Source organism: Arthrobacter sp. R3-55, assembly GCF_054161505.1.
This window is the reverse complement of sequence record NZ_CP096423.1, coordinates 1851730-1870875: the sequence shown is the minus strand read 5'-3', so window position 1 is coordinate 1870875 and position 19146 is coordinate 1851730. Positions and strand designations below refer to the sequence as shown.

The following is a 19146-nucleotide window of genomic DNA, read 5'->3' as shown; positions in this document are numbered from 1 at the left end:
ATCGCGGACCCGTATTCGCTTTTTCGGCGCGCCACCCCCAGGAGTTCTGATGCCCGGTACTTCATCCACCCGACCCCTGCGAGTCTTCAAGGGCTTTTTAGTCCCCTTGGTGATCGCCACGGTGGCAGCCCTCTTACCCTTCACTGCTCCGGCAGCTGTAGCCGCAGGGCCCTGTGATCCCGTGGTCAACCCCGTGGTGTGCGAGAACTCCAAGACAGGAAGTCCCCCCTCCGAGTGGGACATCGATGGTGCGGGCGATGACACCATCCAGGGATTTTCCACGGAGATCAGCGTCAACGCCGGCCAACCCATCCGCTTCAAGGTTGACACCAACGCACCCAGCTACACCATCGCGATCTACCGGACAGGCTGGTACGCCGGCAATGGAGCCCGAAAGATCGCCGATGTCACGCCTTCAGTCCTCCGGCAAAACCAACCTGCTTGCCGGACCGACGTCACCACCGGAATTTACGACTGTGCTACCTGGGCGGTGTCCGCAACGTGGCAAGTGCCCTCCACGGCTGTGTCCGGCGTGTACATTGCGCTTCTCCGGCGTCCCGATACCGGCGGCATGAGCCACATCACGTTCATCGTCCGCAACGACGGCAACCGATCCGCCGTGGTCTTCCAGACCGCGGACCAAACCTGGCAAGCCTACAACTCCTACGGCGGCGCAGACTTTTACCAAGGAGTAAACGGCCGCGCCTATAAGGTCAGTTACAACCGTCCTGTGGCAACCAGGGGCGGTCCGGATGGCAGAGACTTCTATTTCGCCAACGAATACCCCATGGTGCGGTTCCTGGAACAGAACGGCTACGACGTCAGCTACATCAGCGGCCTTGATGCTGACCGTAACGGCAGCGAATTGCTGAACCATAAGGTATTCCTGTCAGTCGGACACGACGAATACTGGTCAGGTCCCCAACGCGCCAACGTCACGGCTGCGCGGGATGCAGGGGTGAATCTCCAATTCCTTTCGGGCAACGAAATGTACTGGAGAACACGGTTCGAGCCATCGATTGTTGACGGTGCCGCCAACCGCACGCTGACTTGTTACAAGGAAACGTGGGCAAATGAAAAGCTTGATCCCACTGCGCAGTGGACAGGCACGTGGCGCGACCCCCGCTTTGCGGCCCAAGCCAACGGCGGCGGCCTGCCTGAAAATGGCCTGACCGGAACGCTGTACATGTCCAACTTCTCAGACCTGCCCGTAAGGGTGTCCGCCGAAGAAGGTAAGACCCGCCTGTGGCGCAGCACCTCACTGGCCTCCATGGCTGCAGGATCCACGGCCGCGCTCGCGCCCCACACTGTGGGCTACGAATCAAACGAGGACCTGGACAACGGATTCCGTCCAGCAGGTTTGATCCGGCTGTCCACCACCGTGGGAAACGTTCCACAATATCTCCAGGACTTCGGAAACACCGTGGCTCCGGGGACAACCACGCATAATCTCACCTTGTACCGGGCAGCCAGCGGCGCCTTGGTCTTCTCGGCCGGCAGCGTCCAATGGACCTGGGGCCTGGACCAAGTGCACGATGGCAATGGTGCTCCAGCCGACACCCGCATGAGGCAGGCGCAGGTCAATATCCTCGCCGACATGGGCGCGCAACCCGCCACCCGGGCAGCAGGACTGGTGGCAGCTTCCGCCAGCACCGACACCACCAAACCCACGGCCGCCATCTCCACTCCTGCCAACGGGGCCACAGTTGCGCACGGCAGCAGCGTCACCGTGACCGGAACGGCCACGGATGTGGGCGGCGTGGTGGCCGGTGTAGAGGTTTCAACCGACGGCGGTGCCACCTGGCACCCCGCCACCGGGAAGCAGAGCTGGTCCTACACCTATATCCAGAAGGGCCTCGCTGCCGCCACCATCCAGGCGCGGGCCATTGACGACAGCGCCAACATCGGCGCGGCAGTGACAAGGAACCTGACACTCAGCGGACCCTACAGCGTCTTTGGCCAGACAGTTCCTGTGGTCAAAGACTCAGGTGACGGCGGTGCCTACGAAATGGGCCTGCGGTTCACTCCGTCAGTGGACGGCTTCATCACCGGTGTGCGCTTCTACAAGAGCACGGCCAACACCGGAACGCACACCGGTTCTTTGTGGAGTGCCACCGGCGAGCGCCTGGCCACCACCACGTTTACCAATGAGACAGCATCCGGCTGGCAGACAGCCTTGTTCAGCCAGGCCGTGGCTGTTGCGGCCGGTCAGAAATATACGGTGTCCTATTGGGCTCCCAACGGCCACTACGCCACCAAGGACCATCAGTGGGCGAGCTTCGGTTCCACGGATGCTCCCTTGAAGGTTGCTGGTGGTTTCGGCGCTGAGCCGGCCGGGGTCTACAGCACCTCACCAGGATTCCCCACCACGAGCTTCAATGGTGGCAATTACTTCACGGATGCGCTCTTCAGCACCGTAGACAGCTCCCCCATGACAGTCTCGGGCCAGACGCCCATCCCGTCGTCGTCGAGCGTATCCGTGAACACCAAAGTCAGCGCTGTGTTCTCCAAGCCGGTAACGGCAGCCAGTGTCAAGCTGACGCTGCAGTCCGCATCCGGCCCTGTTGCCGGGACCACAGCGTACGACGCCGCGACGCGGCGGGCGACCTTCACGCCGTCGAGCGCGTTGGGGTTCAGCACCCAATATACGGCGACGTTGTCCGGCACGGATTCGATCGGCGGTCCGGTCACTGCAGGCGGTACGTGGTCCTTCACCACTGCGGCCACGCTGCCGGTTCCGGGTGCTTGTCCGTGCAGCCTCTTCGACGACTCCGTGACACCCGGCATCGCCGAGCTGCGTGAGGGCGTGCCACTGACGCTGGGCGTGAGGTTCTCCAGCGTTGCCGCAGGTGAAATCATAGGTATGCGCTTCTACAAGTCCGCCGGCAACACTGGCGGCCACAATGGAGCCTTGTACACGGCTGCGGGCCAGCAGTTGGCCACAGTGGCGTTCACCAACGAGAGCGCCTCAGGGTGGCAGACGGCCATGTTCAGCCAGCCGGTCCAAATGGCCGCGAACGCGGAGTACATCGTGTCCTATAAATCGTTGACGGGTACTTACTCGGCTACCGCCAACGGCTTCGGTTCAGGTCTGAGCGTGGGTCCACTCCGGGCCGCTTCGGATGCCGGGGCCTACACCTATAGTGGTGACTTCGCCGCTTCACGGTCCACTACCAGCTACCTGGTGGACGTCGTAGTGACGGTGCCAAATGCGCCGTTCACGGTCGGTTCGCATTCGCCGCTGCCGAATGCTTCGAGCGTTCCGCTGAACACCGCAGTCAGCGCCGTGCTATCCGAGGCCGCAGTGGCGTCCAGCGTCAGCTTGACAGTGAAAGTGACCGGAGGTGCAGCTGTAGCCGGTACTACGGCCTACGATTCCGCTACCCGCAAAGTTACCTTCACGCCTACCGCTCCTCTGGCCGCCGGGACCTCCTACACGGCGACGCTAACGGCGACGTCCGTCTCCGGACAACCGATGTCCGCCGGCGGTACGTGGACGTTTTCGACTGTTCCCCCACCGCGGACTCCGGGCGTTTGCCCCTGCACGCTGTACCAAGATACCGTGACGCCCACCACGCCTGACGCCAATGACGGAGTTGCGTTGTCCCTCGGTGTCCGGTTTGCCAGCGATACGGCCGGTCAAATCACGGGTGTGCGCTTTTACAAGGCGGCCGGCAACACGGGAACCCACACCGGTTCGCTCTTCACGGCCGCGGGACAACTCCTGGCCACCGCCACCTTCACCAACGAATCAAGTACCGGCTGGCAGACTGTCACTTTCAGCCAACCGGTCAGCATCGAAGCCGACACCGAGTACGTGGCTGCCTATAAGGCTCCCACGGGCAAGTACTCCTACACCGCCGGCGGATTTGGTGCAGGATTGACCAGCGGACCGTTGCGCACCGCCAATGACTCGGGAGCCTTCAGCTACACCACGGATTTCCCGGCATCATCATCGACCTCCAGTTACCTGGTGGACGTGGTGTTCGCTACAGCTGTGCAGCCGCTGACCGTCACCGAACAGGTACCCGCCCCTGGCGCCACGGGCATTCCAACGGACGTGAAGCCTTCCATCACCTTCTCCTCCGCCATCCGCGCGGGAGCGTCGTTCACCCTCACAGCGAACGGCAACCCGGTGGCCGGTACAGCTGCCCTCTCTGCGGACAGCCGGACCGTTACGTTCACCCCTGCTGCGACCCTGCCCAACAGCACCGTGATCTCGGCCAGCGTCAGTAATGTCCTCTCCCAACAGGGGCAGTCGTTCCCGGCTACCAACTGGCAATTCACCACTGCGGCGCCCACCGTCCAGGTGTCCACCATCTTTGGATCGCTGACGCCCCAGGTAGTTTCCGCGACCGACTTCATGCCTGTTGAACTTGGCACCGCGTTCAGTGTTTCGCAGGCAGGCAACGTGACGGGCATACGTTTCTACAAGGGGGCCGGCAACACCGGAACCCACGTGGGTTCGTTGTGGAACTCGGCAGGTACGCGCCTGGCACAGGTGACCTTCACCAACGAAACGGCCACGGGCTGGCAAACTGCCACCCTCTCCGCGCCAGTCGCGTTGGTGACAGGCCAAACCTACGTGGTGTCCTACAGGGCACCCAATGGCCGCTACTCCTACACCTCTGCGTTCTTCAACCAGACCTACACAAGCGGGGTGTTCACCGCCAGTGGCCCGAACAACGGCCGCTACCGGTATGGATCCGGGGGCGTCATGCCAACCACCTCTTGGAACGCCACGAACTACTTTGTGGATGTGGTGTATTCCACCACTGCACCGCCCACGTCTGCACCGACGGCCACTGCAACGCCCACGCCGACACCCACCGCAACGGCGACAGCTACGGCGACGGCTACCGCTTCCCCGAGCCCCTCGCCCAGTCCGACTCCCAGTCCGACCCAGTCAGGTGGGTTGCTCTGCGGGTTGCTGGGTACCTGCTGAGGGCATCTGCCACACAGCTTCCGCTGGCGTCCGTCCCCGAACTCCGGGCGGGCGCCAGCGGAGCGCGGGCATCTTGCAGCACAGGTACCTTCAGCGAACGACGCTTGGAGACCACGCATGGGCTATGAACAGGCCGGGCTGCGAGCCTGGTTCTGTGCCGAGTTGCCAGATGTTGCTGTCCCCCGCCGCGGCGTCGTCCGGCAGGCCGTAGAGCAGGTTCCGGTCATCCAGCCATTCGATCTGGTCATCCACGCTGCGTTTTTCCGAAAGAACCCTCTCCTGGCCTGACGCGAGGTCAAGAACGGCGACCCTCCAGTGCGCAACCAGCCCGCCGCCGTCGTTCTTCTTGTAAGCGATCCGCGTGCCGTCAGGTGAGATCGATGGGCACTCCACGTGGTCGTGGATTGCGGTCAGGGTTTTCGCCGACAAGCTCCCCCGGACCAGCCAGATGCGGCCTGATGACGCCGCTGTGGCGTAGAAGACATCGTTCTGGCCGGGGGCGAAAGTGACCCCCCAAATGTTCCTGTCCGTGGCCACCAGCCGCTCACCGTTGACCATCAACGCAAAGTCCTCAAGGTTCCCGGACGTTCCACCAGGCAGGCTGATCTCAGTGGCAGTGGAAAATCCCGACGTAGCGTAGGAGTGTCCGGTAACAAAGACCGTCGTAGCGATCAGGGAGCCGTCAGCGCTGACCCTGGTCCTGCTCGGAATGCCCGGGACGGGCCATGAGCGCTGGACCTGCCAGTCCCGGTTGAGGACTGCAGCTTCGAAGGCGGTCACCAAGCCACGATTTGTTTTCAGGCACACTACTGTGGCGGCTGTTCCATAGACGCGATCGCACTCTTGTTCACTCACGGCACGGGTACCGCCCGGATCCGAGAGGGACACCGTTGCCGCATTGCCGTAGCCCTGGCCCGAAGCCGTGTTCCGGAACAGCACGAAAGGAACACCGGGAAGTGGCTGACCCGCCGTGATACCTACAGAGGAAGCCGCTGTCCTGCTCTCCTCGAAGCGTTGGTAGGCGCCCACCGCGTAGATACCCGCCGCCACCAGGACAACTGCCGTCACGATCAGGAGAACAGCCCACCTCGCCTTGCTGCCGGTCAAACTCATATTCATGCGCCGCTGCCCGCGTCCTGGCGTGCGGCCGGCCTGGCACTTCGAAGGATCACGGCCACAGCCACAACCGCGCAAGCAAGGAGTACGCTGGCCACCACCATGGCCATCGGCGCTCCTACGGCATACCAGAGCACGCCGAATCCCGCCGAAGCGGTCATCCGGCTCAAGGCCACCACCGTTTGCGCTGACGCTATGCCGGTAGCCAGCTTTCCCGCCGGGGTAAGTTGGCTGGCCAAGGCGGCCAGGACCCCATCAGTTGCCGCGTAGAACGCACCCAACAGGACCAGGCACCCCACTGTGCCCCAGAGTCCCCCAAATGGTGCCGCAGCCAGAAGGTAAGTTGCCAGCAAGGCGATGTGTCCACCCACGAAAACCGGCACCTTGCCCACCCTGTCAGCCAGCCTCCCCAAGGGGACGGCGAGGGCGAGGAACACCACATTGGTGCCGACGAACAACAGCGGGAACCATTGGACGGCGAATGAATCCCGGGCCTGCAGGACCAAGTAGATGAAACCATCTCCGATGGTCACCACCCCCAGGAGTCCCGCGGCGATCAGCAATTTTCCCAGACCGGGTTCCTTCAGATGACTCCACGAAAATGCGAAGAGCCTTTTGCCTTCGCCTCCGTCGGCACTGTTCACGCCATGCGCTCGGATGTCCGGGATCACCAGCGCCAGGACGGCAACCCCGATCACGGCGAAAGCGAGGGAGACCACAAAGACAGTGCTGAAACCATTGGGGATCATCAATAAGACAAAGAAAGCAATCAAAGGACCTGCAGCCGCCCCGATATTGTCCAGCATTCTGTGAACGCCAAAAGACCGTGCCAAATGTTCAGGCTGGGCGGACACGGAGATCAGCGCGTCCCTTGGCGCAGTGCGAATTCCCTTGCCGATTCTGTCGCCGGTCACGATTGCCGCAATAGCCCAGAAACCTCCGGCAAAAAGGAAACCGATCCTGGCCAGCATTGACAATCCATAGCCGGCCAAGGCTATCCGTTTGGGATGCCCGCTGCGATCCGCCGCCCACCCGGCCGCAATCCTGACGATGGCGCTGGCGCCTTGGTTGATGCCGTCAATGAAACCAAAAGCTATGGTGGAAAGCCCCAGGAACCCGGTCACATACAGGGGAAGGATTGCCGTGACCGATTCGGACGAAACATCGGTAACCATGCTCACGATGCCCAACCACAGGATGACCGGGGACAAACGGAACGGCACCTCCGCTGCCAGTGCCGTTGCATTGTTCCGGGACTTGTCCCTTTTGCCGCCGCTGCGGTCTGATAGCGAAATATACATCGGTTCCCTTACTCCGCCGTTGTATGCAGGCTGCCCAACAGCTGGAAGCGCGAACTGCCCGTCCCCGTGGTGGACACGGAAACCGTCACAGTGTCCGTGCCTCGTACAAAACGGGCAGCCATGGCGCCGTCCCCAGCCGGGGCTTCCTCGGTCCAGAAACCGCGTGAGACCAAGGACTGGCGGAAGAAATCAAGGACTTCGGCCTGCGGTTTGGCAATGATGCCGTCCGCAGTGAGCTGCAGGATCTCTCCTGAGGTGGAGACCGACGTTGAACCGATAGTGGTTCCGGCCGGCAGCGACAGCACGCCGTCGGGCCAGCCATCCACCAGCTCGCCCGACGCACTGCCGGGCTCAGGAAGCGCACCAGTGATGAGCGGCGCCGGCGCGGAAGGTTCAGGCAAACCTGTTGCGGTGGCCGTGACGGGAGGGAGCACTTCCAGGGGCTTGGCCGTGTTCGCTGCGGCGCTGCCCTCCGTGCCGCTGCCGCTGCCCGGGGTCGGGCTGCCCCCGCTTGCGGTACCTTCAGTGCCCGACGCCGTACTGCCGGACGTGGGTGCGCCCGAAACGGTGGATTCGGCCCCTGCGTCAGGGCTTGAACTGGACGATGCAGGGCTTTGCGCGGACGCTGCTCCCTGTCTGGCCATTTGGTCGAGCACTATGGCTGCGGCGGCAATCAACACAGCAAGGCATATACCCGCTATGACCAGCCGCCGCGCCATCATGGCATTCCTGGACCGGCTGGGCCGCGGAAGGAGCAGGTGGATCCTGCATCAAGAACGGCCGCGGGTAGAACTGACGCCACCCGCAATGTGGTGGCGTTGATCTTTGCGATGGCGATTCGAAGCGCCAAGCTGTTCATGGGGACAGTCTGCCATTGCAACCCGGATTCCGGAACAGTTTTGGCCCTACCAACGTCCATTCCGGGGCCGGGGCTGACAAACAGGACAGGTGTAGGAGGAACGGTTCATGAACTGTTCCCTCTTCATGATGCTGTGCAGGCCTGTTCCTTCACAGCGGCTGCACAATTCGCCGGCGCGCCCGTAAGCATTCAGTGAGCGGGAAAAGTATCCCGAATCGCCGTTGACATTGACGTATAGCGAATCGAAACTCGTCCCGCCGGCTGCGAGAGCAGCTTGCATGACGTCCTTGACCGCTTCAACCAGTCGCTCAGCATCCGCACGGCGCATGGTCTCAGTTGCCCTTGCGTAGTGGAGCCGGGCACGCCATAAGGCTTCATCGGCATAGATATTGCCGATGCCCGAAATGACGGACTGGTCCAGGAGCGCCCTTTTGATTCCTGTTTTGCGGTTCTTGATTTTTCGATAGAAAACGTCGAAGGAGAAAAAGGGGTCCAGCGGGTCCCGGGCAATATGGGCGGCTTCCTCCGCAATTTCCGGCAACGGTGTCTCGCCCAGGCCACCAGGCCCGCCATCAGGGGTGGGAACCAACGAGGTCACGAACAGTCCACCGAATATCCGTTGATCGACGAACCGCAGCTGCTCCGGCATGCCCTCGGCAGGGCTGAGTTTGATCCTGACTTTGAGGTGCTTTTCGTCCGGAACCTCAGGGTCCTGCATCAACAGCTGACCACTCATCCCCAAGTGGGCCATGAGGGCTGCCTTGGGAAGGTGGTCACCCGGCGCCATTTCAGTGATGTTTGGGGTGGCGCCCGTCATGCTGGTCACAGCCAGGGGCATCCACAGGAATTTGCCACGCCTCACGACGTCAAGCACCGTGGCATCCTCAAGATTGCCAATGAAGTCTTCAGTTCCCAGGGCATGCCGACGGATGGAGCGTGGATCAAGGACCTCGACGCCGGTGACGGAACGGCCGCGGACCCAACGCGCCAGGCCGCGCCGGACTACCTCTACCTCGGGAAGTTCAGGCATGGAGGTTCAAGACGAAGCAGGGCCGGTAGGAGCCGGATCCAAGGCGGTCAGAGCACGCCAGGCATCAGCGGCGGCTTCCTGCTCCGCTTCCTTCTTGGAATGGCCCGAGCCGCGTCCATAAGGTGTCCCGCCAATGTTCAATACCGCTTCGAAGGTACGGGCATGATCCGGACCGGAGCCTTCCACGGCATAGTGGATGGCTCCCAGTTGCCGGCTGGCGGTCAGTTCCTGGATGCTGGTCTTCCAGTCGGTCCCGGCGCCCAGGGCTCCTGCGTCCTTGAGGAGCGGACCCACAAGACGCATGACCAATTGACGCGCTGTCTCCATGTCGTTGGACAAGTAGGTGGCGCCGATCAATGCCTCCATGGTGTCGGCCAGAATGGAGGCTTTGTTCTTACCATCGGTCAGTTTCTCGCCCTGACCCAGGTAGATGAACTCGCCAACGCCGATTTCCCGGCCGATCCCGGCCAGCGCACGCGTACTGACGACGGCGGATCGCCGCTTGGCGAGTTCGCCTTCTGGCAGCGTGGGGTTCTCACGGTAGAGAGAATCGGTGACGGAGAAGCCCAGAATGGAGTCGCCGAGGAACTCGAGGCGCTCGTTGGTGGGAATCCCGCCGTTCTCATACGCGTATGAGCGATGTGTCAGAGCAAGACGAAGCGTCTCGGTGTCAATTGAGACACCGAGACGCTTCAGAAGCTCTTCAGTTGAAGACATCCTTAGTCAGCCTGTACGGCAGATTAGGCGTCTGCGACCTTGCGGCCCTTGTATTCAAGGAACAGCGCGGTGCCGGCAGAGTCAGTAACGACCTTTGCCTGGTGCGGCAGGCTGTAGGTAACCTGACCGTTTTCGATGGTCTTGACCAAGTTGGGGGCAGTTGCCTTCCACTGGGCACGGCGGGCGCGTGTATTTGCGCGAGACATTTTCCGCTTGGGAACAGCCACGGCTATCTCATTTCTCTCTTAGACGAACACTTACTAATCGGTTTGCCGGTCAGTCTTAGCCAGATCAGCTAGGGCAGCCCAGCGAGGGTCAATGACCTCGTGGTGGTGCCCCGGCTCGTCTTCCAGGCGCGCTCCACATTCGGAGCACAGACCCTGGCAGTCTTCCCGGCACACCGGCTGGAACGGCAGCATAGTGACAACTGCGTCCCGCAACACCGGCTCAAGATCGATTAGATCGTACTCGACTCGACGTTGCTCTTCATCGTCTTCTCCGCCCGAAAGCTCTACGCCTTCATAGAAGAAAAGTTCTTGCACATTGACTTCAAGGTCATACGCAAGGGGATCCAGGCATCGGCCGCACTCGCCGGTTACTTCGACGATTACGGTGCCGGATACCAGAATTCCTTCGTGTACGGCCTCAAGGCGAAGATCCAGCTCGATATCCGAGCCTTCCTTCACACCAATGAGCGCCACACCAAGGTCACTTGGCGCAGGTACATGCTCGTTGAGTGTCCGCATGGTCCCTGGACTGCGTCCAAGGTCCTTGACTACCAGCGCCAAGGGCGAACTTGCATCTCGCTTAATGAGAACTCCTGTAGAACATATGACCGACGTACCATCTTAGCCTGATCACGCTTGAGGACTCAAACCGACGCCGGGCGCGCACGAATGCACGGTGGTTTCAGCTTGGGGCACTCCGCGAAAGGGCGCGAGGTACCCATCAAGCCTACCCTTTGCGCGGGTGTTCCGTTGCAGGCTCGCCAGCGAGGAGCCGTTTTAGCACGGATTTGGGGACAAAGTCAGAGATATCCCCGCCCAGCACGTTCACTTCCTTGATGAGCGTGGAGGACAAATGGACGTAGTGAGCTTCGGCAGGAAGGAACACGGTTTCGACGCCGGCCAACTGGCGGTTCATGGTGGCCATGGGGAGTTCGTAATCGAAATCAGACGATGAGCGAAGGCCTTTGACAATGGCAGATACTCCCCTATGACGGCAGTAGTCGGCCAGAAGCCCCTCACCCATGGGCTCAACAATGATTCCACGAAGGGATGCCAGCGTTTCGCGGGCCATTTCCATCCGGTCTTCCAGGCCGAACCGGTACTTCTTGGCGTAGTTGGTGGACACGGCCACAATGACTTCGTCAAACAGGCCGGCGGCCCTGGCAATGACTTCGAGATGTCCATTATGGATAGGGTCAAAGGATCCGGGGCATACCGCTCGTCTCATGAGACGAACCTACCCCATAGCTTCGCCGGGATACCATGGCACACATGGCATCCGCAGGCACCAGACCCTCCCTTGATACGAGCGCCGGGACCATTCCGGACACCGCCCCGGCACCTTGGCAGCGGGCTGCGACAGGGGCCAACCTCCTCTCACCGGAAGGAGGGCTGGGAGTGACCATCTTTGAGGAAATGACCACCCTCGCTGTCTCCACCGGGGCCATCAACCTTGGCCAGGGTTTTCCGGACGAAGACGGGCCCGATGAGATCAAGAGGGCAGCCCGGTCGGCCATTGCATCCGGGGCCAACCAGTACGCACCCGGCAAAGGCCTTCCCGTCCTGAGGGAAGCCATCACGGCACACCAGCAGCGCTTTTACGGCCTGACCCCTGACCCCGAGACCGAAGTGCTTGTCACCACCGGTGCAACGGAGGCCATCGCGGCAACACTGCTCGCTTTCATCCAGCCGGGTGACGAAGTCCTGACTTTCGAACCCTTCTATGACTCCTACGGCGCCATCATCGGACTGGCAGGTGCCACCCACGTTACTGCGCCCTTGCAGGCCCCGGATTTCCTCCCGGACCTGTCAGCCCTTGAAAGTGCGTTCAGTCACCGAACCCGCATGGTGCTCCTGAACAATCCGCACAATCCCACCGGCGCTGTCTTTCCCCGTCCGGTCCTGGCCAAGATTGTGGAGCTTGCCATCAAGTACGACGCCCTCATTGTCAGTGACGAAGTTTACGAACACTTGACCTTCGGTGTGGACCACATCCCTGTCACGTCCCTTCCGGGAGCAGCGGAACGGACCATCACCATTTCCTCGGCCGGTAAGACCTTTTCCTTCACTGGCTGGAAAATCGGTTGGCTCAGCGGCCCGGACCACTTGGTCTCTGCCGTGCGTACAGTGAAGCAGTTCCTGACCTACAGTTCGGGCACGCCCTTCCAAGGCGCCATTGCTGTTGGTCTTGGCCTTCCCGACGAGTTCTACACAGGTATTGCCACTACCCTGCAGCACAAGCGCGACATTCTGGCCGAAGGACTGCGTGCGGCAGGGTTCGGCGTGTACAGCCCCAGCGGCACCTACTTCATCAATGTGGACACGGCTCCCTTGGGCATCCGCGATTCCGTTGACTTGGCGCGGCGCCTCCCCGCACTGGTGGGAGTTGCTGCAATTCCGGTACCGGTCTTCTGTCATCCTGAAGGAGCCGAGCGCACCCGCAGCCTGCTGCGCTTCGCCTTCTGCAAAAAGACATCAGTCCTTGAAGAAGCGGCAGAACGCCTCGCCTCACTCAAGGACCGGCTCTGAGTACCACCGGCCCCGGACACCACGCCTCCCGCTATCTCCGGACCACGGGACAGCACGCCACCATAGACGCAGATACCCTCATTGAGGGCAGCTTCATCCTGAGCATCGGCGGGGCCGAGCAATCCCACGTCAACCTCGCAGATCCTCGGGAGATTTTTTATGAATACCTGCGCAGGATCGGCCATGTGGTGGATTTGGCCGCCGGGCCCGGGGAACCGATCCGAGCCCTGCACCTGGGCGCGGGGGCGCTGACCCTGGCCCGCTACATCCAGGCAACACGTCCCGGTTCGGAGCAGTACGCCGTGGAGCTGGAACGTGAACTCCTGGATTTCGTCCTCCACAAGCTGCCCATGCCCCAAGACACTCTGTTGAGTACCCATATTGGCGACGCACGCGACGCCCTGGCGGAGTTGGGCACGGAGGCCGCATTCGACGTCGTGATTCTCGACATCTTCTCCGGGCCGGAAGCGCCGGCCCACATCGCATGCCGGGAGTTCTACGAAGAAGCTGCGGCTCGATTGGGTCCCGAGGGGGTACTGATCGTCAATGTGGGAGACGAACCGGCGCTGACGCTGGTGCGAAGCCAGGTGTCCGCCCTGCGGGAAGCCATGCCGGACGTCGCTGCGGTCGCAGAAACCGGCATGTTTGAGGGCCGCTACCCCGGGAATATTATCCTGGTGGGCACACGCAGCAAATGGTCCCCGGAATGGACAAAGGAATTACTGGCCCGCGGGCCCCATCCTGCCGCAGTTCTCACCGGAATGGACCTGGACCGGATTGCCGCCCAGGGGTCCGGTTCCACCCGCTAAGCCGGTTCGGCGAACCACAGTTTGGTCTCACCGTACTTTTTGTCGGCGAAGCATTCCATGGTCCCGGGCCATTCCGGCTCGGGACTGCGCGAACTCCGCTCTACAACCACCACGGCCCCCTCATCCAGATATGTCGCCAGCTTCGTCAACACAGCGCTCAGGGCCGGCTCGTCCAGAGGGTACGGCGGATCAAGGAAGACCAGGTCCCACAGCACGCCCTCACGGGTCCGCTCCAGGAACGACTCCACCTTGGATCGGTGGACTGAAACTCTTTTTCCGCCCAGCAATTGGTTCAACAAATCAGCATTGCGTTGGCAGACGTCGCTCGCCTTGGCATCAAACTCCACCAGATCCACGCTGCGGGCACCACGGCTGGCGCTCTCAATGCCTAAGGCTCCCGAGCCCGCATACAGGTCAAGAACCCGGGCATCGTCAATGACCGCCAAGGATTCCAGCCTGGAGAAAAGGGCTTCCTTGACGCGGTCGGTAGTGGGCCGCGTAGCGGTTCCGGGGACGCTGGTCAGCGGGTTCCCACCACCAACTCCGGCAATGATCCGGCTCACAGGGTTGCTCCGGATACCGACGCGCCTCGAGGGCCGCCTGGGTTTCTAACCGCGTTCAAGGAACGCCTCCTTCTCGGGGTTCAAGTACTGATCGATTGCTGCGGCCAGTCCCGGCTGATGCAGGAGCGTGGGATCCTCTGCAACCAGGCCCTGGGCATCCGTGCGTGCGCGGGCAATGATGTCTTCATGGTCCAGGACCCTGAGCAACTTCAGCGTTGAGCGCCCCCCGGATTGGGAAGCCCCGAGGATGTCCCCTTCACGCCGAAGCTTCAAATCTTCCTGGGACAGCTCAAACCCATCAGTGGTCGATGCCACAGCCTCAAGGCGTCGGCGGCTCGGATGGTCAGGCTCCAAAGTGGTCACCAACAAGCACGTTCCCAGCAGACCACCCCGACCTACCCGGCCGCGGAGCTGGTGAAGTTGGGAAATTCCAAAACGGTCGGCGTCCAGAATCACCATCAAGGTGGCGTTGTGGACATCCACACCCACCTCAATAACGGTGGTGGAAACCAGCACCTTGACCTCGTTGGCAGCAAAGGACGCCATGGTCTCCGATTTAAGCTGCGGGTCCTGCCGGCCATGAAGGGGTGCCACCGGGACACCAGCCAGCGCCGGCTCCTGCAGAAGGCTCTCGACGACGGCAGTCACCGATGCCAACTCCCGCGCCGATCCTTCGTCCGCGAGTTCGGCGTCGCTGGGTTCCGCTTCTCCCGGGCTGAAGTCGCCGTCGTCGTCCGTTCCAATTTTGGGGCAGACGACGTACACCTGATGGCCTGAATCAACCTCTTCACGCGATCGTTTCCAGATGCGGTCCACCCAACCGGGGTTTTCCACCAGGCCCACAACATGCGTGGAGATGGGAGCCCGACCAGCCGGAAGCTCATCCAGGATGGAGGTTTCAAGGTCGCCGAACACCGTCATGGCCACCGTGCGGGGAATGGGGGTTGCCGTCATGACCAGCAGGTGCGGCGGCCGCTGCGCCTTGGCCCGGAGGGCGTCACGCTGCTCGACGCCAAAACGGTGTTGCTCGTCCACCACAATCAGGCCAAGGTCCTGGAAGCTGGTCTTATCACTGAGCAAGGCGTGGGTGCCGATGACGATTCCGGCGTTTCCCGAGGCAGCGTCCAGCATGGCCTGCTTGCGGGCCGCCGTGGGCATGGAACCCGTCAGCAACGTCACGTGGACCGACTCCTGCCCCGAATCTCCACCGAGCATCCCGGCCCCGCCAAAGACATGGTCCCGTGCCAACGAACCCAAAGTCCGGCGGATCGAGTGGAAGTGCTGCGCCGCCAGGACTTCAGTAGGCGCCAACAGCGCGGCCTGGCCTCCGGAATCCACCACCTGCAACATGGCCCTGAGGGCAACAATGGTCTTGCCGGAACCCACTTCGCCCTGCAACAGCCGGTTCATCGGCGTATCCCGGGCCAGTTCTTCAGCAAGCGTCTTCCCGACGGCGGATTGGCCGGCCGTCAGTGTGAACGGCAGGTTTTGGTCAAAGCTGCGGAGCAATCCGTCGGGACGGGCACGGCGGGCGGTGGCCTCCTCTGCCGCAAGCTGAGCTCGCCGCCTGGCCAGGGCAGTCTGCAGCACCAATGCTTCCTGGTACCGAAAACGATCCTGTGCGCGTTGCCAATCCTTCGCTGTCTCCGGCGAATGGATCAGCCGGTAGGCCTCAGCTACGCTGGGGAACCCGTCCCTGCGGACAATGCTTGCGGGAAGTGGGTCTTCCAGGGCTTCAAGCTCCATGGTCTGGAGCAAGGCGGTGATCACCTTATGGATGGACCAGCTGGTGAGTTTAGCGGTGGCCGGATAAACCGGGATGGGCATGGCGGCAAGCTTCTCCGGGTCGAGGGAGCCTTCAGCTTCCGGGTCCTCATCCAGCAGCAGGAAGTCCGGGTTGGTCAGGCCAAGCGCACCGCCATAACGGGTGACCTTTCCGGAGAACATGGCCCGCCTGCCTGGCTGAAGTTCCGCTTTGGCCCTGAAGCCGTTGAAGAAACTGACTTTCAGGGTGCCTTGAACCCCGTTTCCACCGGCCTCGTCGGTTACCACTACATCAGTAATGGATCCGCGCCGGGCCCGCATCTGGCGGGTGGTGTTGGACAACACCCGTGCAATCAGGGTGACTTCTTCATCCAGCGGAAGATCGCTGATGGGCGTCAGCTCGCCACGGCTCAAATACCGGCGCGGGAAGTAGTTCAGCAACGCACCTGTGGTTTTGAGGCCCAGGTGCTTTTCAATGACTGCTGCGGACCTCTTGCCGATTCTGCGCTCGAGGGGTAGTTCCAGTTCAGTAATCATGCCGTGACTGGCCTGTAACGCTGGGCTCTTGCGGGCGCCCATGAGCACCCGGCTTACCGCCATCTGCACTGTCGCCATCTGCACCGCCGCCATCTGCACTGGGCAAGGCCAACTGGCTGACTGCGATGTCCGTAGGCTCGCCCAGTGAACGAATCAGTGCCACTGCGGGATCGGGATTCGGAACGTGGACGTGGACCCTCCACCGGTAGCTCGCTTCAACCGTTGATTCGTCGTCATCGTCCTGCCCCGGGGCAGCACCCACCTGGCTCATGATGACCGAATCACCCATCTCATCAAGGCGCTGCCTCAGGATGGCTGCGTTCAACGGGGACAAGTTGATGGTGCACATTACTTCCACGCCGTCATCGGCCGGCATGCGCTCATGAATGTGCGGGTCCTGCAGCTTATAGCCGTGGAGCCCGTCCAGAAGCTCGTCTTGGAGTTCTTCACCCAGGACCGCCGAACGCAGGCAGTCCAGGATCAGCAGCATCCCCACGCCTCCGGCGTCCACCACATGGGCTTCCTGGAGTTGGGCCAGTTCGCCCTCGGTTCGGACAACTGCCTGGTAGGCAGCCTCCACAATGGCGTCAAGTGCAAGGCCCAGGGCATGGTTGCTGTCGTCGGAGTTTTGGGAAGCATCCACAGCCTGCGCAGCGTCCGAGGCCGCTTCCAGAACCGAAAGCATGGTTCCTGCCACCGGCTCACTTAACGCGGACCAGGCCCGGATCTGGGCCCTGTTCAACGCCGTGGCAAGCAGCGGGGCACTCAGGCGCGATTTACCGGCCAATGGCTCGGCAACGGCACACAGGAAGACTGCGAACAGAGTGCCCGAATTACCCCGTGCCTGTTCCATGGCCGCTTGTCCGGCGCGGGATAAAACCGCGCCGACGTTGTTACCCGTTTCGGTGATATCCGGCGTGGTGCCATCAAGGGCGGACACCGCTGCACGGACCGTGAGGTACAGGTTGGTGCCGGTATCGCCATCGGCTACCGGGAAGATGTTAATCGCGTTCAGGCGATCACTGTGGTTGCCAAGGACCACCTCCGCCTTGCCTAGCCAACGTTTCATGGCGTGCGCATTCGCGGCGATCTTAGTCTGCAAAGTGATCCCATCCAACGGTGTCAGCAGCTTGCCCGGCGATCCGGACGCCGCTGCCTGGTGGCTCGACAACGGCTTGAACTGAGCCTATCGCAGTGAACCCCTGCGGCAGCTGAATTCCTGCCGGGAAGGTGGCCAGCAATCCGTGGTCCTCTCCCCCGCCCAGGACCCAAGACATTGCGTCCCGACCCAGGAAAACGGCAGCGGGTTCCAGCGGCAGAGCATTGGCCTTCAAGGCCACAGGGTCGAAGTCAAGGGCAACCTGGCTGGCCGCAGCAAGCCTGCTGCCATCCCGAAGCAGGCCATCGGAAATATCCATCATGGCAGTTGCGCCTGCCCTCGCAGCCAAGGGCCCTGCAGCCAAAGGGGGTTCCGGGCGGCACTGGCTTTCCACCAACGCCCGCTGTTCCTCGTTCAGGCTGTCCATGGGAAATGTGCTTTCCAACAACGCCCAACCGGCAGCGGCCCTGCCCAAGGTCCCTGCAACAGCCACCACGTCTCCGGGCCTGGCTCCGGAACGCAGCACGGGCGCCACGCCACTGAGGGTTCCGACGACGGCCACCGTCACCGCCAGCTCGCGGCCCCTTCCGAGGTCTCCACCCGCCACAGAACAGTCAGGGGCACCCAATCCGATAATTGCCGCCGTCAGGCCGTCGGCGAAGTCTTCGACCCACCTGACGGGAGTTTCCGGTGGCATGGTAAGGCTGACAACCAGGGAGGTGGCGCTGCCGCCCATCGCATTGATGTCGCTGAGATTTTGCGCCGCAGCCTTCCACCCGACGTCGTATCCGGTAGTCCGGTAGCCGTTGTTCCACTCCAACCTGAAGTCCTGGTCCTGGGTTTGGGTGTCGATGGAGATCAAGGTGCGCCCGTCCGGCGCGGCCACCAGGGCGGCATCGTCTCCCGGGCCCAGCAAGATGCCGGGGCTGTGGTTCAGGCGCGGAAAGATCCGGGCAAGGAGCTCGGATTCCGAAAGGTCTTGGACGGTTATTTGTTCTGCGGGCACGGCTCTACGCTATCGCGATCCACTGACAGAATAATGCCGCGCAGCTGCCCCCAAGTGCCGGCGGACATGTGACCGGGAATACGCGGATCCGTAGGGCCGCCCGTGCGGGATAGGCTGGATGGATGCACCGAAAGACCCTCCGCCGGATAGCCCTGACTGTTTCCATGGCCTTTGCGTCCGTCCTCGCTTTGTCGGCATGTTCCCCTGCCGTTGATGTCACGGCCGCGGCCGACGCTGCCAACCCGGCCTGCGCTCCGATGATGGTTGCTTTGCCTGACCGGATCGGCGATGCCTCGCTGCGCAAGACCAACAGCCAGGCCACGGCAGCATGGGGTGAGCCGTCGCAGGTCATTCTCCGATGTGGAGTGAATGTTCCCGGGCCCACCACGGACCGCTGCGTGAGCGTCAATGACATCGATTGGGTCATCAAAGAAGGCGATCCCGTTTACACGCTCACCACGTTTGGCCGGGAACCTGCCACTGAGATCCTGATCGATCCGGTCAAACTTGAAGCGGCCAACATCAGCTCCGCAACTGTGCTCACTGAACTCGCAGCCGCTGTCGGCAAGATCAAGGCCACCGGCAAGTGCGTGGGTCAGGAAGACCTGCAGAACCTGCCGTCCGGCAAGTAGCCCTGCAAGTTG

The 19146-nt window shown here is 62.0% G+C and carries 16 protein-coding genes; 4 read left to right on the top strand and 12 right to left on the bottom strand.

The window, feature by feature from the left end; all coding sequences use genetic code 11:
• Window positions 1-49 precede the first annotated feature (49 nt).
• Complete coding sequence (locus M1D51_RS08730; RefSeq protein WP_458109226.1) at window positions 50-4945, top strand: DUF4082 domain-containing protein; 4896 nt, start codon at window positions 50-52, stop codon at window positions 4943-4945.
• Window positions 4946-5035: 90 nt separating this feature from the next.
• Here M1D51_RS08730 and M1D51_RS08725 read toward each other — a convergent pair whose 3' ends face one another.
• From M1D51_RS08725 to coaD, 8 genes are all read right to left on the bottom strand, one after another.
• The gene (locus M1D51_RS08725) at window positions 5036-6052 is read right to left on the bottom strand and encodes a TolB family protein (protein ID WP_458109225.1); all 1017 of its coding nucleotides are present in this window, start codon (window positions 6050-6052) and stop codon (window positions 5036-5038) included.
• An 8-nt stretch (window positions 6053-6060) separates the two neighbouring features.
• A complete protein-coding gene (locus M1D51_RS08720; protein WP_458109224.1) occupies window positions 6061-7362 on the bottom strand; it encodes an MFS transporter in 1302 nt (433 codons plus the stop codon).
• An 8-nt stretch (window positions 7363-7370) separates the two neighbouring features.
• Window positions 7371-8084, bottom strand: coding sequence for a hypothetical protein (locus tag M1D51_RS08715; protein WP_458109223.1), 714 nt, complete (start codon window positions 8082-8084; stop codon window positions 7371-7373).
• Window positions 8085-8267: 183 nt separating this feature from the next.
• Window positions 8268-9251 carry a bifunctional DNA-formamidopyrimidine glycosylase/DNA-(apurinic or apyrimidinic site) lyase gene (mutM, locus tag M1D51_RS08710; RefSeq protein ID WP_458109222.1) on the bottom strand — a complete coding sequence of 328 codons (984 nt, stop codon included), beginning with the start codon at window positions 9249-9251 and terminating at the stop codon, window positions 8268-8270.
• Window positions 9252-9257: 6 nt separating this feature from the next.
• Window positions 9258-9968: a ribonuclease III gene (rnc, locus tag M1D51_RS08705; protein WP_172322905.1), complete on the bottom strand. Its 711-nt coding sequence runs from the start codon at window positions 9966-9968 to the stop codon at window positions 9258-9260.
• 23 nt (window positions 9969-9991) lie between these two features.
• Window positions 9992-10195, bottom strand: coding sequence for a 50S ribosomal protein L32 (rpmF, locus tag M1D51_RS08700; protein WP_011775139.1), 204 nt, complete (start codon window positions 10193-10195; stop codon window positions 9992-9994).
• A gap of 33 nt (window positions 10196-10228) precedes the next feature.
• Complete coding sequence (locus tag M1D51_RS08695) at window positions 10229-10756, bottom strand: YceD family protein (RefSeq protein ID WP_081733237.1); 528 nt, start codon at window positions 10754-10756, stop codon at window positions 10229-10231.
• Window positions 10757-10922: 166 nt separating this feature from the next.
• Window positions 10923-11423, bottom strand: coding sequence for a pantetheine-phosphate adenylyltransferase (gene coaD, locus M1D51_RS08690; protein WP_172322906.1), 501 nt, complete (start codon window positions 11421-11423; stop codon window positions 10923-10925).
• 35 nt (window positions 11424-11458) lie between these two features.
• Here coaD and M1D51_RS08685 point away from each other — a divergent pair, with 35 nt between their 5' ends.
• Together M1D51_RS08685 and M1D51_RS08680 are read left to right on the top strand one after the other, a co-directional pair.
• Entirely contained in the window at window positions 11459-12724 is a 1266-nt protein-coding gene (locus tag M1D51_RS08685; RefSeq protein ID WP_458109221.1) for an aminotransferase class I/II-fold pyridoxal phosphate-dependent enzyme, read from the top strand.
• Window positions 12721-13533, top strand: coding sequence for a spermidine synthase (locus tag M1D51_RS08680; protein WP_458109568.1), 813 nt, complete (start codon window positions 12721-12723; stop codon window positions 13531-13533). The genes M1D51_RS08685 and M1D51_RS08680 overlap by 4 nt, the downstream gene beginning before the upstream one ends.
• Here the strand turns inward: M1D51_RS08680 and rsmD are convergent.
• Genes rsmD through M1D51_RS08660 form a run of 4 tightly spaced genes read right to left on the bottom strand, consistent with a single transcriptional unit; the run spans window position 13530 to window position 18502 of the window.
• Window positions 13530-14096 (bottom strand): 16S rRNA (guanine(966)-N(2))-methyltransferase RsmD, encoded by a 567-nt coding sequence (gene rsmD / locus M1D51_RS08675; protein WP_458109220.1) that lies wholly within the window; start codon window positions 14094-14096, stop codon window positions 13530-13532. The two genes, M1D51_RS08680 and rsmD, sit on opposite strands and share 4 nt — an antisense overlap.
• A 45-nt stretch (window positions 14097-14141) precedes the next feature.
• Window positions 14142-16397, bottom strand: coding sequence for an ATP-dependent DNA helicase RecG (locus M1D51_RS08670; protein ID WP_458109219.1), 2256 nt, complete (start codon window positions 16395-16397; stop codon window positions 14142-14144).
• Window positions 16387-17466 (bottom strand): DAK2 domain-containing protein, encoded by a 1080-nt coding sequence (locus tag M1D51_RS08665; RefSeq protein WP_458109218.1) that lies wholly within the window; start codon window positions 17464-17466, stop codon window positions 16387-16389. The genes M1D51_RS08670 and M1D51_RS08665 overlap by 11 nt, the downstream gene beginning before the upstream one ends.
• 22 nt (window positions 17467-17488) lie before the next feature.
• Window positions 17489-18502, bottom strand: a complete 1014-nt coding sequence (locus M1D51_RS08660; RefSeq protein WP_172322910.1) for a thiamine-phosphate kinase — start codon at window positions 18500-18502, stop codon at window positions 17489-17491.
• A 122-nt stretch (window positions 18503-18624) separates the two neighbouring features.
• On the opposite strand from M1D51_RS08660, the gene M1D51_RS08655 reads away from it, so the two are divergent.
• The gene (locus M1D51_RS08655) at window positions 18625-19134 is read left to right on the top strand and encodes a DUF3515 family protein (protein WP_458109217.1); all 510 of its coding nucleotides are present in this window, start codon (window positions 18625-18627) and stop codon (window positions 19132-19134) included.
• Window positions 19135-19146 lie beyond the last annotated feature (12 nt).

Excerpts from the sequence above, each read along its gene's own strand:
- M1D51_RS08730 (WP_458109226.1), top strand. The coding sequence starts at position 50 with ATGCCCGGTACTTCATCCACCCGACCCCTGCGAGTCTTCAAGGGCTTT.
- M1D51_RS08720 (WP_458109224.1), bottom strand. The coding sequence starts at position 7,362 with ATGTATATTTCGCTATCAGACCGCAGCGGCGGCAAAAGGGACAAGTCC.
- M1D51_RS08715 (WP_458109223.1), bottom strand. The coding sequence starts at position 8,084 with ATGATGGCGCGGCGGCTGGTCATAGCGGGTATATGCCTTGCTGTGTTG.
- mutM (WP_458109222.1), bottom strand. The coding sequence starts at position 9,251 with ATGCCTGAACTTCCCGAGGTAGAGGTAGTCCGGCGCGGCCTGGCGCGT.
- rnc (WP_172322905.1), bottom strand. The coding sequence starts at position 9,968 with ATGTCTTCAACTGAAGAGCTTCTGAAGCGTCTCGGTGTCTCAATTGAC.
- coaD (WP_172322906.1), bottom strand. The coding sequence starts at position 11,423 with ATGAGACGAGCGGTATGCCCCGGATCCTTTGACCCTATCCATAATGGA.
- M1D51_RS08685 (WP_458109221.1), top strand. The coding sequence starts at position 11,459 with ATGGCACACATGGCATCCGCAGGCACCAGACCCTCCCTTGATACGAGC.
- M1D51_RS08670 (WP_458109219.1), bottom strand. The coding sequence starts at position 16,397 with ATGATTACTGAACTGGAACTACCCCTCGAGCGCAGAATCGGCAAGAGG.
- M1D51_RS08665 (WP_458109218.1), bottom strand. The coding sequence starts at position 17,466 with ATGAAACGTTGGCTAGGCAAGGCGGAGGTGGTCCTTGGCAACCACAGT.
- M1D51_RS08655 (WP_458109217.1), top strand. The coding sequence starts at position 18,625 with ATGCACCGAAAGACCCTCCGCCGGATAGCCCTGACTGTTTCCATGGCC.